13 protein-coding genes are annotated in these 17,084 nt (G+C 34.1%); 3 read left to right on the top strand and 10 right to left on the bottom strand.

Features of this window, described 5'->3' with window-relative positions:
• Window positions 1-40 precede the first annotated feature (40 nt).
• Window positions 41-946 (top strand): DMT family transporter, encoded by a 906-nt coding sequence (locus MHB74_RS09540; protein WP_061676836.1) that lies wholly within the window; start codon window positions 41-43, stop codon window positions 944-946.
• Between the two features lie 42 nt (window positions 947-988).
• Here the strand turns inward: MHB74_RS09540 and MHB74_RS09535 are convergent, their stop codons facing one another.
• The 6 genes from MHB74_RS09535 to MHB74_RS09505 all read right to left on the bottom strand — a co-directional run bounded on the left by MHB74_RS09535 (window position 989) and on the right by MHB74_RS09505 (window position 7,984).
• Window positions 989-1,609, bottom strand: coding sequence for a YcnI family copper-binding membrane protein (locus MHB74_RS09535; RefSeq protein ID WP_061676835.1), 621 nt, complete (start codon window positions 1,607-1,609; stop codon window positions 989-991).
• A 32-nt stretch (window positions 1,610-1,641) separates the two neighbouring features.
• Window positions 1,642-3,291 (bottom strand): copper resistance CopC/CopD family protein, encoded by a 1,650-nt coding sequence (locus MHB74_RS09530; RefSeq protein WP_061676834.1) that lies wholly within the window; start codon window positions 3,289-3,291, stop codon window positions 1,642-1,644.
• Between the two features lie 645 nt (window positions 3,292-3,936).
• Window positions 3,937-4,944: a CgeB family protein gene (locus MHB74_RS09520; RefSeq protein ID WP_061676833.1), complete on the bottom strand. Its 1,008-nt coding sequence runs from the start codon at window positions 4,942-4,944 to the stop codon at window positions 3,937-3,939.
• Window positions 4,945-5,195: 251 nt separating this feature from the next.
• Window positions 5,196-5,615 carry a VOC family protein gene (locus MHB74_RS09515; RefSeq protein ID WP_000750850.1) on the bottom strand — a complete coding sequence of 140 codons (420 nt, stop codon included), beginning with the start codon at window positions 5,613-5,615 and terminating at the stop codon, window positions 5,196-5,198.
• A gap of 83 nt (window positions 5,616-5,698) precedes the next feature.
• Window positions 5,699-7,057: a branched-chain amino acid transport system II carrier protein gene (gene brnQ, locus MHB74_RS09510; protein WP_061676832.1), complete on the bottom strand. Its 1,359-nt coding sequence runs from the start codon at window positions 7,055-7,057 to the stop codon at window positions 5,699-5,701.
• Between the two features lie 234 nt (window positions 7,058-7,291).
• Complete coding sequence (locus MHB74_RS09505) at window positions 7,292-7,984, bottom strand: FMN-dependent NADH-azoreductase (protein ID WP_061676831.1); 693 nt, start codon at window positions 7,982-7,984, stop codon at window positions 7,292-7,294.
• Between the two features lie 293 nt (window positions 7,985-8,277).
• Here MHB74_RS09505 and MHB74_RS09500 point away from each other — a divergent pair, with 293 nt between their 5' ends.
• Window positions 8,278-9,243 carry an arsenic resistance protein gene (locus tag MHB74_RS09500; RefSeq protein WP_061676830.1) on the top strand — a complete coding sequence of 322 codons (966 nt, stop codon included), beginning with the start codon at window positions 8,278-8,280 and terminating at the stop codon, window positions 9,241-9,243.
• 116 nt (window positions 9,244-9,359) lie between these two features.
• Here MHB74_RS09500 and MHB74_RS09495 read toward each other — a convergent pair whose 3' ends face one another.
• Both MHB74_RS09495 and topB read right to left on the bottom strand, forming a co-directional pair.
• Window positions 9,360-10,607, bottom strand: coding sequence for a DUF4153 domain-containing protein (locus tag MHB74_RS09495; RefSeq protein WP_061676829.1), 1,248 nt, complete (start codon window positions 10,605-10,607; stop codon window positions 9,360-9,362).
• A 269-nt stretch (window positions 10,608-10,876) separates the two neighbouring features.
• The gene (topB, locus tag MHB74_RS09490) at window positions 10,877-13,021 is read right to left on the bottom strand and encodes a DNA topoisomerase III (RefSeq protein ID WP_061676828.1); all 2,145 of its coding nucleotides are present in this window, start codon (window positions 13,019-13,021) and stop codon (window positions 10,877-10,879) included.
• 332 nt (window positions 13,022-13,353) lie between these two features.
• On the opposite strand from topB, the gene MHB74_RS09485 reads away from it, so the two are divergent.
• Window positions 13,354-13,899 carry a hypothetical protein gene (locus MHB74_RS09485; RefSeq protein ID WP_061676827.1) on the top strand — a complete coding sequence of 182 codons (546 nt, stop codon included), beginning with the start codon at window positions 13,354-13,356 and terminating at the stop codon, window positions 13,897-13,899.
• A gap of 51 nt (window positions 13,900-13,950) precedes the next feature.
• Here MHB74_RS09485 and MHB74_RS09480 read toward each other — a convergent pair whose 3' ends face one another.
• Window positions 13,951-15,591, bottom strand: coding sequence for a multicopper oxidase family protein (locus MHB74_RS09480; RefSeq protein ID WP_061676826.1), 1,641 nt, complete (start codon window positions 15,589-15,591; stop codon window positions 13,951-13,953).
• A 117-nt stretch (window positions 15,592-15,708) separates the two neighbouring features.
• Window positions 15,709-16,992, bottom strand: a complete 1,284-nt coding sequence (locus MHB74_RS09475; protein WP_061676825.1) for an aminopeptidase P family protein — start codon at window positions 16,990-16,992, stop codon at window positions 15,709-15,711.
• Window positions 16,993-17,084 lie beyond the last annotated feature (92 nt).

Raw genomic sequence — 17,084 nt, 5'->3', positions numbered from 1 at the left:
CATATCATAGTGAAATGAATAACAACAAGGAGGTCTTACCGTGACACAGCTTTCTCGAACTAAAACGGCCATAATCCTTACCTTTCTCGTTTTCATGTGGGGAATCAATTGGCCTTTATCTAAGTTTGCCCTGCATTATACACCACCCGTTTTATTTGCAGGCGTTCGAACTTTAATTGGAGGATTCATTTTACTCCTTTTCGCATTACCGAAATACAAAGAGTTACACTTAAAAGAAACTTGGCATTTATACGTTATTTCTTCTTTACTTAACATCATTATATTTTACGGATTACAAACTGTCGGCCTTCAATATATGCCTGCTGGGCTATTTTCCGCCATCGTATTTCTACAACCTGTTTTACTCGGCATTTTCTCATGGATTTGGCTTGAAGAATCTATGTATGGCTTAAAAATTTTCGGGCTTGTTCTTGGATTTATTGGCGTAGGTGTTATTAGCTCTAGTAGTTTAACTAGACATATTTCTATTGTCGGAACCCTTCTCGCGTTAGGGTGTGCGATTGGCTGGGCACTAGGTACAGTATTTATTAAGAAAACTGGTCACCGTGTGAATGCTATTTGGATGGTAACACTACAGCTTCTTATTGGCGGTTTTTGCTTAATTGGATTTGGATCAGAGTTTGAAAGCTGGTCTAGTATCGCTTGGAGTATACCGTTTGTTAGCGTACTTCTCTTTATTTCATTCTTTGTTATTGCAATGGGATGGCTTGCATATTTCACACTCGTTGGAGCTGGTGAAGCAAGTAAAGTTGGGGCTTATACATTCCTCATTCCACTAATCGCTATTATTGTAAGTTCAATTTTCTTACATGAGGCCATTACTATTAGCTTATTCATCGGACTATTATTTATTGTGGTGAGTATTTGTTTTGTTAATATAAAGCCGAAAACACTTGCTGTAAGGCAGCAGGTTGAAGTGAAATAAATATGAGAAAGAGCCTACTGTTTGTAGGCTCTTTTTTATATCTTATTTTTTACGACGTACTACAAAAACACACGCACCTACCGACGATACAATCGCTAAAATAGATAAGACAATTGCTATCAATTGCATATTACTAGTGCTTTCATTCTTTTCTACACTAGACACTTCACCATGTTCACCTGTTAATGACGTACCTTTTGCAATTGTAGTAAGTGAATGTGGTTTTTCAGCTTTTTCATCGCCTGTCCATTCAACAATTTCTCCATCTTTATATTGTTGGTATGCATCCCAAGCTATTTTTTGTTCTTTATCCGGATTTTTAGCGACAAAAGTAAATCGCTGGAACTGACCAGGTAAAATCCCATCTCCCGTTGCTTCCCACACTACAGTTTTAACTTTTCCAGCATTATCTTTCTGCTCTTCCACTTTCCATCCTGGCACGGGTTCATACTGTTGAAACTCCACTCCAGACGGTATTTTCAGTGTAATTTTTGTCGTTGCTACATTCTTTTCAACCGGTACTTTTATCGTGTAAGTCTCCCAAGAATTAACGTCCGAAGTCGCTGGTTTCACAGTGACGTGCGCACTAACCGGTAACGAAAAAATGCCCATTGCAATTATTGTTGCGATCATTGTCGTGCCAATTTTTTTTATACGTTTCATTTTATTAACTCCTTTTTATTTATACCTTCTCTTTATCTGCCGCCTACTATAAATTTATAATCCGCATCAAAGCTATCAAGAGATTTTGTTAATCCGTGCACTTGTATATTCCAGTTTCCTGTCATGTTAATATACATACCTTCCGCTTCATATTCTCCTGGTGAAACGGCCGAAACTTTAAATGAGCCTTTTCCCATGTTCATATCCAATGATTGCGTAGTTAAAATAATTTGCTCCATATCAGTAACAGGTTGTCCGTTCTCATCCTTTAAAGTAATATGGAATGTATTTTGTCCTACTTTATTAGGACTTACATGTAAAGTAAGTTCATATCCATTATCTAATTGTTTACTCTCTGTAAAAGGTCCAGTAGGTGGCATCGGCGGTGTTTGTACGTTTGTCATAAAAGCTACGATTACGAAAATAATAATTCCTATGATAAACTCTACTTTCACCGTAGCGCCTAATCCTTGCTGTGCTCTCATTTTCCCTTTCACATAATGAACAATTCCCAATATCCCCATGAAAATGAATAAAAGTATTTTTGCTAATAAAGCTAATCCATACTTCGTATCAAATAACGAGTGGATTGTTGGAATAAAAAATGTACTGTTAAAAAGACCTGTTATTAAAATCATGATGACAGCACCTGTTGCCCACGGTGAAAAACGCTTAATCATATCCCAATACATACTCCACTTGTCATCCTCTTTACGTAAAAGAAGAATAATGGTTGATAGACCGCCAATCCATAATGAAGCTGCGAATAAATGTAGAAAGTCCATAACGACAGCAATTTCTTTAAACTTTAAACCATATGCATGACTATTAAAGGCTTTCATAACCAGTATCCCAATAAACAATACTATCGGAATGCTCCATACTTTAAACGACGATAGCTTTTCACACTTCATCGCAAAATACGTAACGATTATAAGCAAACTAATAAGAGCCATTTGAGTGAGCCATACGTAACTAAAAACAGAGAGCTGTAATGTTTCTTTTAATAGTAAAGGATCGAATGCTTCTATCCATGAAACATCAGCATTTATTTTCGCTTGCAATGGTAGATTGAATAGTAAACTAATGAATATGCCAATTAATGAGATCCATATTATTTTTTTACTTCTTGATTGAACCGAGATTGCATTCCCTTTGTACATAATAAGATTAAAGAATAGCACTCCTATAAATAGTGAGAAACTTGTATATAGAACGCCACGTTCCATAATCATATCTATTTGCGGGACATATCCCATCTCTTCTACTTGTATATCGTCTGCTCCCGCTTCTGCTGATCCAATTCGGAATGGAATCACTCCTTGAATAGGATGACCGTCAGCTGAAATCACTTTCCACTGAATAGAGTAGAGTCCGTTTTTCAAATTTTCTTTTAACCCTGCTTCTAATAATTTTTTATTTTTCTTATCGATATGAGCATCTTTTAAATCTACTCTTGTACCTGATGTATCTCTTACAAACAATGTATTAAAATGCGAAACTTGTATATCCTCATCGAATTCAATTTTCACAACAGCTGGTGCTTTCTTCAACGTTTCATTTTCAGCAGGGTTGGATTTCACAATGTACGCATGAGCAGATGCACTTTTTGGTATCGATATAATAAGCACACATACAATGAATAGCCATGCCCCTAATCTTTTCATTACTTTCACAATCATTTCACTTCTTTCTTACTAATCGCTATACTTCCATTCCTTTAACTTCCCAAGTTCAATTTCCCAGCGAAATATTAACCTGATTAAATATAAATTGCTATATAGTATAACTCTTTATTTCTCTCTCACCTCTAAACTTCCAATAAAATAGTAACTACCTTCATAGATACAACTTACATTTTTAAAGCCGATTGTAATTATATCATAAAATATATTTATGTAAGTTCCTGAAGAAGAAAAGTTATCGTGAATCATTTGTGAAGAAAGTGTGAAATACATAAAGTGCAACTTTTATCAGTGGGTGTTTTTGTTCCCCCCTAATTATTAGCCCACGCCAGTCAGACCTTTATGGACGGGAAGCTCCCACCTAACTCTCTCATATTCGCAGACTTTTGAGGTGGTAGTCTTATCGCTCGCAAGTAACCGAAGAAACAAAAAAGGCATTACGTTATTACGCAACACCTTTTCTTAATACAATTCTTTTACTTCTCTTCCAGATAATCACCATAATCAATGCTCATTTCTTTTGTATCTGCTGTGTTAAGATAAAATAACCTTCTATCATGCTTATTAATGGGAAGTGTATGCTCGAATACCTTGTTCTTTAAACATTTTATATTTCTGCATATCCTATCCCTATTTTAAAATTTAGCTTTCTTTTTTAGGATTAACGCTAATTATTTCCAATAAATCTTTTACCCTTTTATCATATGTATGTTCGATTAGTGTTCTTCTAAATCCTTCCATCGCAATTTTATTTCTTTGTGCTGGATTTTCCAAATACCTTTCTGCTTTCTCTATAAAATCAACCGATGAAGTAAATGTCTCAATTTGCACCCCTGGAATATAGCACTTTTCCAAATCTGAACGAATATCCGTCATTTGAAAAGCACCTGTACTAGCTATTTCAAATGTACGATTATTAATAGAACAAGCATTTATTTTTACTCTATTTATATTAAATGTTACATCCTCTATCGATCGATGTATATTCATGTTAATTTTACTTTTTTTATAATATTCCATACTATTTTTATAAACCAAAAATGGTAAAAGTATAATCTTATCCTTCAATAATTCATAGTTTTTTAGTCTATCCCAATTACATCCTATAATTAAGGTGTTTTTAGTCACTAAATACTCTGCAATTGAATCAATAAACGCTAGCCGATTATCAAAAGCAGTCCCTATGAAACTAATATCAAATAAATAATCCTCTTCCGTACGTATCGGCCTATATGCAGGAGGTTCTGCCGCTAAAGGCAAGTAATAAACATTATCACAGCCTAAATCTTTATAAAAATCAATACATCCTGTATCTTGTGTAAAAACATAATCATAATCAAGCACTAAATTTTTTGTCACATCTGTAAAGTAAGGATCATCTGTAAGCCAGAGTGCAGTCGTAAAATTATATTGTTTTAACTCTTGAATTCCCTTACTTATTCCTTCTTCAAAACCATGGAATACAATAATGAGTGAGGGCTGTATCTTTAAAGCTGTTTTCACCAAATTTTTGTATGTTACCATCGTTACATTACCAATTGCTTTTTTCAAACTATTAAATATTGATTCCTCTAACACTGGAAAATATACAGAAGCACCAGATTTAACAAATAATACGTTAAAATTTTCAGCACTATATGAAATCGTCACAAATAGCCACGCTCCAATACATGTAATTAACTATTTATATTATATTGTATTACCTAAAAATATATAGTTGGCTACAAATTAGTCTCCCCTGTAACCTATTGCCGCGGAAGAGGAGCATAATCAGCTCATTCTACATCTTTATATAAGATATGACTTTCTTATAAAATGTATAACTTTTTTGTCACCTCACACAAATACATAAATAAAAAGGAGTTACATTATAATGTAACTCCTTTGCTTAAGGTTGAACTTTATTTCTCTTCCGGATAATCACAATACTCAATGATTGTTCCCTCTGTATCCGCTGGGTTAAGATATATTAATCTTCTGCCGTGTTTATTAATTCGAAGTGTATGCTCTAACGTTCGAATACCTTGTTCTTTTAACTCTTCTAAAGCTACATCTAAATCATCGACACGATATGCAACGTGATGAACGCCTTTACCTTTTTGCTTTATAAATCGAGCAATTGGTGAAGTCGTATTATTCGTCGGTGCAAGTAATTCAATTCTATCTCCATCCACTTCAAGAATGGCTACTTCGCTTTCCACACCAGGAGCTTCACTTACGTAACGATCTATTAAAGTTCCTAATAACACATTTTCATAAAAACGTATCGTGCTATCTATATCTCGAACTGCGATGCCAATATGATCAATTGTTTTTTTCATTTTATTTCCCCTACTACTTTATTTTCTTTCATTATTAATAGTAACAAAAAAAGTTATAGAAACAAGTTCTATAACTTTTTTATTTACCCTATTTTCTTATTCGCACTAGCTGTTGGTTGAACTTCATTTTTTACTTTCACAATACTAATGCCGTATCCGATCAGTCCGCCAATAAGTGCTGGTAAAATCCAACCTAGTCCAACTTCATGCATTGGAAGTAACTTAGTTAGAATATCGTTCACTACTGCCAATTTCATACCAGCTGCATTTAATCCATCAAACATACTTACAATAAATGTTATTAACAAGCTACCTTGATACACTTCTGCTCGTCCTTTAAACAATGGATGAAGGAGTGTTAAGAAAATTAATACGATTGCTAATGGATAAATTGCGATTAATACTGGAACAGAAATTGCGATTAATTGTGTTAAACCTACATTCGCAACAACTGCACTGAACACTGATAATACAATTGCAATCTTTTTATATGAAACGCTTGGGAATAACTTATGGAAAAATGAAGAACAAGCTGAGACTAGTCCAACACTAGTAGTTAAACATGCTGCTATAACCATAATCCCTAATATAATTCCGCCGTATGACCCGAAATAATAGTTTGAAACTTTTGCTAATACTGCACCACCGTTATCTAAGTGGCCAAGTTTTGCAACACTTGAAGCTCCCATAAATGAAAGTGCTGAATAGATTATTGCTAAAATAGATGCAGCAATAAGTGTTGCTTTTGCACAAACAATCATAATATCTTTTTTCGTTTTTGCGCCCTTTTCTTTAATCGCATTTATGATGATGATACCAAATACGAATGATGCTAACGTATCCATTGTTAAGTAACCTTCTTGGAACCCTTTAAAGAACGCATGTGATGTATACGCCTCTGCAGGTGCTTGCATTTCTCCCATTGGATGAATAAAAGCAAATGCTACTAAAATTCCAATGAACGTTAATTTAATTGGCGTTAAGATTTTCCCTACAATATCGACAATTTTCGCGGGATTTAGCGAAAAAAAACAAGTAATGCTAAAGAATACAATTGTAAAAAGAATAAGTGCTGTAGAACTGAAACCTTCTGTCACGAACGGCTTAATACCAATTTCATAAGAAACGCTGCCTGTTCTCGGAATAGCGAATAACGGACCAATTGCTAAATATAAAACTGTCGTAAATACAATTCCGAATACTGGATGCACGCGACTTGCTAACGATTGTAAATCCTCTTTACCTGAAATACCAAATGCTAATACTCCTAGTAACGGTAAACCAACACCAGTTACTAAAAATCCAGCGTTAGCAATCCATACATTCTCTCCTGCCGATTGACCAAGCATTGCCGGGAATATTAAATTTCCTGCTCCAAAAAATAGTGCGAATAACATTAAACCAATAACTACTATGAACGAAAACGGTACTTTGTTCGTCATAATATAACCTCCATTCCAATCCTTTTATCTCATTTCCATTTTTAACTAATTGAATTTTCTGAATATTTAACTTAAGTATCAACTATTCTTGACCTCATTATAGTTTGAAATATAATATTTTGCAATACTATTTTCAAACTTTTCTTTTATTTTATAAATATACATTTTTTAACATAGAAATAGACTAAAAAACCAACATGGTCATCCATGTTGGTTTTTTACATTTATTATCAATTAAAATTTCGCCGCTACTTTTTTAACGTTCTCTAAACCTTCTTCAACAATTTGTTGTGAACGATCTGGATATTGATTGTGTCCTTCAATTACAACCGTCTCTGGGTTTGTAATTCCCCAGAATCCAAGTACAGTTGTTACATAATTAACTGCCATTTCCATAGGAGCCATTTGTTCTGAAGAATAATCTGAACCACGCGCCCCTAATACAACGACTTTCTTACCACCAGCTAAACCTTCTGGACCATTTGCAGTATATTTAAATGTTTTTCCAGCTTGAGATAAATATGAAATATACGTAATTAATGGTGCTGGCACTGTGAAGTTCCATAGCGGGAACGCAAATACAACTTTATCAGCTTCTAAAAACTGATTTAAATATTGATCTACCGTTGCTACAGCCTTCTCTTCTTCTGCTGTTAATTCCATTCCTTGACTACGTTTATATCCACCTGAAATAGCGATATTTCCGTAGTACGGAAGATCTAATGCAAATAAATCTAACTCCGTAATTTCTGTATTTGGGTTCGCTTCTTTATAAGCACTTACAAATGTTTCATACATTCTTGAACTAACTGCTTGCTCCGCTGGACGATCGTTTGCTTTTACAAATAATACTTTTGACATTGTTTTATTCCCCTCTACTTTTGTATTTTCTTCTTTTTTACCAAATAACGAGCTAAATAATCCCATTTTTTTCACCTAAACTTTCTTATCATATTCATTATTCATCATCATAAAAATTCTTATTCTAATAAAAAGTTCCAATTGATACCTTAAGTAAAGATACCCAAAACTTTTTGTTATTTAATTACCTTATGTAAGTGATTGTAATACAAATCACTTACTTTAGTCAAGTAACTTTAAATAAAAAATAATATCTCGAATTAAAAATAAAACCCAAATACAATTTAAACACCCATTGTACTTTTTTGTTTGTATAATGAATGTAGAGAGGGCAATTCATATTTAGAAAGGATTTACTCATGAGCACTATAGAAAAGATTCAAACTTTTATTATTCTTTTTGCTGTTACATGCGGCATCGTACTCGGACAATTTAATTTGATATATATGTATGCAGAGCAATTTATTGTCCCCTTCTTATTTTTCATGCTGTATGGATTATTCCTCAGCATTCCATTGAAAGAAATAAAAAATGGATTTCGTAATTTAAAATTCGCTGGAACGAGCCTTACCATTAATTTTTTATGGACACCTTTACTCGCTTGGGGATTAGGAGCACTATTTCTTTCAGATCATCCGGCACTTTGGGTTGGATTTATTATGTTAATGGTTACTCCATGTACAGATTGGTACTTAATCTTTACTGAAATAGCGAAAGGAAATGTAGCACTTTCTACTGCAATTTTGCCTGTAAATTTATTATTGCAAGTACTACTCCTTCCCATTTATTTATTTTTATTTGCTGGTGTCATGAAGACTGTAGCGGTTTCTGTTTTAGTAGAAAGTATAGTTATCGTAATCGTCTTACCATTTGTACTTGCACACGCTACAAAGTTCGTTATGAATAAACTGAAAAAAACTGAAACACTCGAGAATACACTCATTCCGTTTTTCAGCTCTGCTCAAATTGTATTTTTAAGTTTAGCAATCGTAGCGATGTTTGCATCACAAGGAAAATATTTACTACAAAATATGAATGTCGTTTTACTATTACTCATTCCTGTTCTATTGTTCTTCATTATTAATTTTGTACTAGGACAATTTATCGGACGCATAATGCGTTTATCTTATAAAGATACAGTAAGTCTAAACTTAACAACATTAGCAAGAAACTCACCTGTTGCACTCGCTATTGCCGTGACGGCTTTTCCAGACGAACCTCTTATCTCGCTTGCACTCGTTATTGGTCCGTTGATTGAACTGCCAGTACTTGCTTGTGTTTCACAAGTGTTGTTGCTTATTAAGAAAAAAAAGCGATATACATAACAAAAAACGTCCTACTTTAGGACGTTTTTTTATTGTCGAGAAATCATAGAAGTAACGATAATTATCAGCTCTAAAGATTTTATACGTTTTAGACACGCTATATTAACAAAGTCTTTCTAATTAAACATAATAGGAAAAGTAAATATGACGAAAGCTGCCCAAAGTCCGTAGATTGGCAAATACTTCGTAACGGCGTCTTGGATAGCTGTCGGTCCTGATTTGTTTTGTAGAAAACGCATATAGGAAAACATAATCCAAATGAGATTTGCCCAGATCAGTATGTTTACGCCTAAAACAGCAAGTCTATTAGGTGTAATCCCGTAAGAAGAAAGTCTAAATACGATAGCTGACAAAGCTACAGTATCAATAATAAGTGCCAAAGCAATTAAGGCAACGTTTATATAATCTGAAATGCTCTTTTTCTCGTCTGACTCACTCTCAACGATAGAAAATATAGTAACAGCCAATACACCAAGTAGTATTACGTTGAAGGCCATGAGGAAATTACGATCCAAGAATGGATTTTTCGCGACCAAAATTACCGTTATAAGATAAATAAACAATGTAATCAGGACGAGAGGACTAAAAATTTTAGCTATATATGGTGTAATATTTTTAGCAAATTTAAGATTCAATGATACTAAGTATGCAGCCACTACAGCGAGAGCGGCAGCTCCAAATAATACAACATTACTAAAATAGAATTTTCCTATATCCAAGTCAACGAAGCTAAATAACTTCATGGTGAAAACTGCTAATATCATTCCGCTCACTGCCATGCTCGCGTAAAGAAGACAATATTCTAAATTAAATTTAATATACGCTAATCTTGTACTGCCTTTTGAATATTCATTTCCCGTAAATGCAAGTCCCAATAAGACCCATAACAATATAGGAAGATGTAAATAAGCAAGGATACTGCTGTCTTTATAATTTAAGGGCAACATATTAAGATACAACCCGGCAATTAGGAACAACGCTCCAAGGAAATAAATAATACTTTTTTTCGGAGTATTATTGTAAATAAAATAAGCAGCGATAAAGGGAATTACACCAAAAGCCAAGTTAATTGGAGCAATTGCTTCCTGCTCAACAAAGTGGAAAATAATTCTAGTGCTTAGCCCAGCTAGAATAGCTAACATGCCCATGAATAAGAAACCTTTTTGAAACAGTGATATTTTTTCTTTATTTGCCGTCTCCTTGAAATTCAATCTTTCATACCAAGCAGCTAGCAGCTGAGAATCAGGATTTTTATCCCATGCTTGTGAGAATGACTTTTTAAAAGCTTTCGGGTCTTTTCTATACATTCTCTCCAACTCATGAGGATTATCCATATTTTCAATAATCAAATTATTACTGTCCATAGTTTTACCTCCTCTAATAAAAAACAGCATTGTTACCTATCTATATAAAGCAACTCACTGATTTATTATGATATTGATTTTAATACAAAATTTATTGTTTTGCAATAAATAATTATCAATTATAAAGATTTTTTTATTGTATATTTTATTTAAATTAAAAATAAATAGTACTACTTATTCAAAAAAATATCCTATAAAATAGACTTTTTCAAGTGTCTATTCTAAAGGATATAGTTTAATTATCATATTTTTTTATTTGTTAAAACCACTTAATTCTCAAACACAAAGTTAATCTTATTATCTTTCCACTCTAACTTCGCATCAAATGTTTTCTCGCCCTTTGTAAAGCCTTTAATTAAATCGGTCTTTTCACCTTTTAAGAGCTTTGTCATATTCTTTTGCGAAATTGTTTTACTTAATATTTTCTTTGAGATGGTAAAATCACATTGCGTTGTATTATAGTTTGAACAACCGTAAAACGTTGATTTATCAACCACATCTCCATCACATTTTTTACAACTACCAACCTTTTTACCTGTTGTAAATTTCGATCCTTTTCGTTCAATCGATTCAACATGTAATCCGGTGAAATCCCATTTCTCTGACATTTCTACCGCATCTTCAATAATTTTAGCTGATAGCTTTTTCGTTTGTTCCATAAATGTAGCCGGTGATGCTGTGCCTTCGCCGATTTCTGCAAGGCGCTGCTCCCATTTCGCTGTCATTTCTGGTGAAGCTAGTATTTTGTCTCCGATTGCAGTAATTAATACTTTCCCTTTATCGGTTGCATACACTTGGTTCTTCTTGACATCTATATATTTACGGTCTTTCAGCATCGTAATAATTCCAGCGCGAGTTGCCTCTGTACCTAAACCTTCTGTTTTCTTTAATACTTTCTCAAGCTCTTCGTTCTCTAAATACTTACCTGCCGTTTTCATTAACGTAATAAGTTGTCCTTCTGTATAACGCTTCGGTGGCTGTGTTTTTCCTTCTTTCACTTTCACCTTTACAACTTTCCCTTGTTCACCTTCTGCGACAATTGGAAGAATTGTTTCGTCATCTTTATCATCTTGGAAAATAACTTTACGCCAACCTTCTTGAATTTGCTGTTTTCCTTTTGAAATGAATTCAGCACGTTCATCTACAAGAGTTGTAATCGTTGTGTAGTCAAAGATTGCTACTTCATAATGCGCTGCAATCAGTCTTCTTACGATCATATCGTAAATTTTCTTTTCATCACCTGATAATCTACTTGGGTTTGTAACTTGCTCTGTCGGAATAATGGCGTAGTGATCTGTTACTTTCTTTTCATTCACATAACGCTTATTGTTCATAATCGATTCAACTGGAGCTGGTAATAAACCTTTATATTCATCAAACTGACTTAACTTCTGTAAAATATCAGGGAACGTCGCTGCTTCTCCTTGTGTCACATAGTTTGAATCTGAACGAGGATAAGAGACAATCCCTTTTTGATATAATGCTTGCGTTATATCAAGCGTCTTTTTCGGTGAAAATTTGAATGCTTTATTTGCCGTGGCTTGCAGTGACGATAAGTTAAATAAAAGCGGTGGCTGAAACTCTTTACGCTCCGTTTTCATTTCCTTCACTACTGCCGGTTTCCCTTGGCAAAATGCCGCAATTTTATTTGCCATATCAGGGTCTTGTAAGCGAGATTCACTATCCTTCTCCCATTTCCCCTCATACTTCTTTCCTTCTATATTAAAGGTTGCGAACACTTCCCAAAACGGCTCTGACTTAAAGTTTTCTATTTCTTTTTCACGCTTTACGATTAACGCGAGTGTCGGTGTTTGTACACGACCAGCTGAAAATACATCGTTCATTCCTTTTTTCTTTAGCAAAATACTAAAGACACGCGATGCATTCATACCAACGACCCAGTCCGCACATGACCTTGTATACGCCTCATAATACGTATTAATTGTATCTGCTTCATCTAATAAATTTTTAAACCCTTGGTATATAGCTTGTTTCGTTAAAGATGAAATCCAAAGACGTTTCATCGGCTTTTGCACGTTACAAAGATTAATAATGTTTCGTACGATTAATTCCCCTTCACGTCCAGCATCGCCCGCGTGAATAATTTCTGTTACCTGTGGATTATGTAACAGCTGTTTCACAACGTTAAATTGCTTATACTTTGACTTTGTTACTTCAAATTGAAAACGCTCCGGAATCATAGGTAACGTATTAAGTGACCATTTTTTCCACTCTGCGTGATAGTGTTCTGGATTACATAACTGCGTCAAATGACCAATTGCCCATGTACAGTACGCTCCATTTGGAAATAACTCATTCGCTTCTACTTCTAAATATCCATCTTTCCGGCGATATTTAAACTGTGAAACAAGAGCCAAACCTTGATCTGGTTTCTCGGCAATAATTAATTTCATTTTATAACTCCCTATCTGTATTCCAGTGTTACTTTCATTGTCTATCTGTTTAGAGGCGATGATAAAACAACAATCTTATTTATCATTCGCGGTTTGTCTCGCAAATGGGAGACCTATAATATTATACGCTTATTCTTTATGGCTTCACAATAGAAACTCTTCATTTAACTCTTACATTCACATGCTCATAATTAAAAAGACGCCCTAAAAAATCAGGAGCCTTCTTGCTTACAATTATGAAATTGTGCAGATAATATGCAGAGATAAATAAGCATAAGTACTCTCCATATGAACATATGATGAAATGAACGATAGGACAGGGAGGTATCATAATGTTCGCTTACACATTAACGGCCTTAACACTTTGTTGTATCTCGATTTTTATTACATCATATATTTCTAAACGTAATGGTACCCTAATGGAGTATATGGTATTTATTATGTCTTTTAGTATGAGTACAGGTTTAAGTATCGGTTTTTATTTCGGTATTCTTTTTAAAGGAGAATTACTATATTCTACTTTGCTTGCAATTTTGATTAGTGGTTGTATCGGTTTTTTAGTAGGTCTACGTTTTCACCTATATACTGCTTTAGAAGGAATGTTCTCTGGATTAATGGCAAGCATGATGGGAGCAATGATTACAGAAATGTTAAATGCTCAACAAGCGCATAGTATACTGTTTATTAGTCTTTTACTTACGATAACAATAACTATGTCATGTATGATTCAGCTTCTATCAGAAACCTTTTCTACTTTTATTCAACGGCGTTTTTTGTTATTACTATCAATTAGTGTGGTAATTATCGTTGCCGTATTCGTGACATTCCCAGATCATACTCCCCCATCTTCACCCGCTCATGATCAACATATACATTGATACTTGCAACGAAACTGAATAAGCAGCTATCCATAGGATAACTGCTTCATATTATTCTGGCTTATTAGGAATGTTTGGGTTTGGAACATAGTCAGATTTATAATCTGTATATTTCACTTCTGTTACCATCCCCGCTGAAGCATGGTGTAAATCATGACAGTGGAGCATCCAATCACCCGGATTGTCTGCTACAAAGGCTACTTCATATTCTTCTCCTGGTTTTAAGTTCAAAGTGTCTTTCACAATCAGAGAACCTTCTACCGGTTTTCCATCTTTACTCAACACCTGGAAGAAATGACCGTGTAAATGCATCGGGTGATCGTCCATTTTAGAGCGATTTACTAATTTTACTTTTACTAAGTCACCCTTTTTCACTGGAATTGGGTCAATATCTGGGAATACCTTTCCGTTAATTGTATATACCATTTCATTTCCATTCATTTGCGTATTCAAGTCCATATTATATGTGGCAGTATACGGCTGATTTAACGTGAAACTTCCTAATTTTTTAGCACCATATTTCGTCATGTCTAATTTTGATAACTTCTCTTTTTCGTTTGCTTTGTCTTTCATCTCTTTACTACCTTCATATTCAATAACAGCTTTCATTCCTTTTGCACCTTTATTTTCTGAATGGTCTTCAACATACCATTTCCCAGGATTGTTAGCAGTAAATTCAACATCATAACGTTCCCCCGGTGCTATTGAAATTACTTTATCCTTAATAACTTTTGGATCATTTATTGGTTGGCCATCTGTCGCAATTACTTTTATATCATGACCGTGAACATGTATATCATGTGATAGATAACCAGCATTAACGAGTCGAAGACGGACTTTATCCCCCTTTTTCACTTTTAATGGCTCTACTAAATCACCGCTTTTACCATTGATTGTGAATAAGTCATACATACCCATATCATGACCTTCCATCTTCATATCTCCATGGTCCATTCCTACCATATTACTAGAGTCTTTTTTATCACTGCCCATGTCCATACCGGAATGATCCATACCGTTCTTATCATCATTCTTTTTCTTATTTTCATTTCCCTTAGATTTATTATCTTTTTGCCCTTTTGTCATTTCTTTTAACTGATTATTAATCTCTTCTTTATCTGTTACCCATTCATCTAACATTACTGTGTAATCTTTATCATATTTTTTCTTTGTATCTTCTACAATGAGCGCTCCATATAAACCTCTATCTAATTGATTTACAGAATCTTGATGTGAATGATACCAATACGTTCCTGGTATGTTCGCCTCAAATTCATAGGTGAAACTTTTTCCTGATTCAACCGCATCTTGCGTCACGCCTGGAATTCCATCCATATTATTTGGGACAGGATATCCATGCCAATGAATAGATACGGGTGCAGATAATTCATTTTTCAATGTTACTTTCACCTTTTCCCCTTTTTTTACTCGAATTTCTGGACCAGGAGATGAGCCATTAAATGTCCAGACTGGAACAATAACATCGTTACTTAATTTTTGTTTTTCTTCTTTCGCTATTAAAGTAACTTCTGGTCCTATTTCAACTTTCAATGGTTTTGTAGCCGTTTCAGTCTGTGTTGTTTTTTTATCATTCATATCTTTATGATCGTTTGTTGTATTTGTGGTCGCAGAACATGCAGCAATTAAAGATATGACAGAGACTGTAACTGCTGTTAACACAAATCTCTTCATGGAAACCCCTCCTTTTTCTTTTTCAAAATCATTATAAAAAATGATTTTCAAGAAAATATGGAGATATGCAATGAGCTAAATAAAAAGACGCCCAAAATTGAGCGCCTCTTCTAATGATTATTTCGTAACAACTTCATCTTTTTTTATATTTACATTGTTTTCTCTCATAAACGCTTCAATCTCTTCAACTTCTCTAATAATATCTTTTGACAAGTTTTCATGTCCGTCTTTCGTTACAAGAATGTCATCTTCAATACGAATTCCAATTGCTTCTTCTTCAATATAAAGACCAGGTTCAATTGTTATAACCATGCCTTCTTCTAACACTCTATCTTTATATGTTCCTACATCATGCGTATCTAAACCAAGGAAATGGCTGACACCGTGATAATAGTATTTCGATAACTCTTCGTCTTCTTGAATTAAACCAATTGCTTTACACTCTTCTGCCAGTACCTTTTTTGTATGCTCATTTAATGCAGCAAACTTTACCCCTGGCTTAATGAGCTCTGTTGTTTCTTTCAATGCTTTTAATACAATATTATACATTTGTTTTTGGCGACTAGAGAATGTTCCATTTGCCGGAAAAGTATAACTAATATCAGCATTATAGTAGTCTTTTTGAGCGCCTAAATCTAGCAGTACTAAATCACCATTTTGAATTTGTGCATCATTATCTTCATAATGAAGAACTGTAGCATTTTTTCCACTTGCCAAAATTGTATTGAACGCATGATGCTTAATGCCAGATGATTTCAGTGTGAAATCAAACTGAGCTTCTAACTCATACTCCATCATGTCAGCTTTTGCATGCTTAAGTACGTTGTAAATGCCCTTTTTCGTTACAGCAATCGCTTCTTTAATAATTTCAACTTCTTCTTCTGTTTTAAACACTCGTAATTCACAAATATTCGGATATACATTACCAATTAAAACGTGTGGATACTGTTCTCTTACATGTTTAGAAAATGCTAGCGTTTTTGTCTCCGTACCATTCCACTCACGACGCTCTAAATCTAAATATAGATGCTTCACATTTTCTGTAAAAAGTATATTTGACATTGTCTTTTCAAAGCTATCTAAATATACAACTTTCTTTATACCTGAAATTTTCTCTGCTTCTTCGTTAGAAACTGTTTTACCGACCCATTTTTCCATTACTGGATCTGACTTTTCAATGAAAAGTGTTTCTTCTACACTATTTCCAAACTTCTTCAACATGAAAATAACATTCGGTTCATCAATTCCTGTTACATAGTAAAAATTTCGATTCGGCACAAATTTATAATGTGCATCCGCTGACATATGAGGTGCTTGTCCAGCGAATAAAATAGTAATAGATTCATCTGGTAATGTGTTTACTAATTGTTCTCTATTTTGAGCAAAAAATGTTGATTTCATAATAATCCCCCTAGCGTTCTATGTATACTTGTAAATCTAATTACCCAATACAATTCATTCTATTATTGTTATAATTTTTCGTCAATTAATAG

It is taken from the genome of Bacillus sp. FSL K6-0069 (genome assembly GCF_038007785.1).
GTDB classification, from domain to species: domain Bacteria; phylum Bacillota; class Bacilli; order Bacillales; family Bacillaceae_G; genus Bacillus_A; species Bacillus_A mobilis.
The sequence above is the reverse complement of the archived record's forward strand: the minus strand, read 5'-3'. Positions and strand labels throughout refer to the sequence as shown.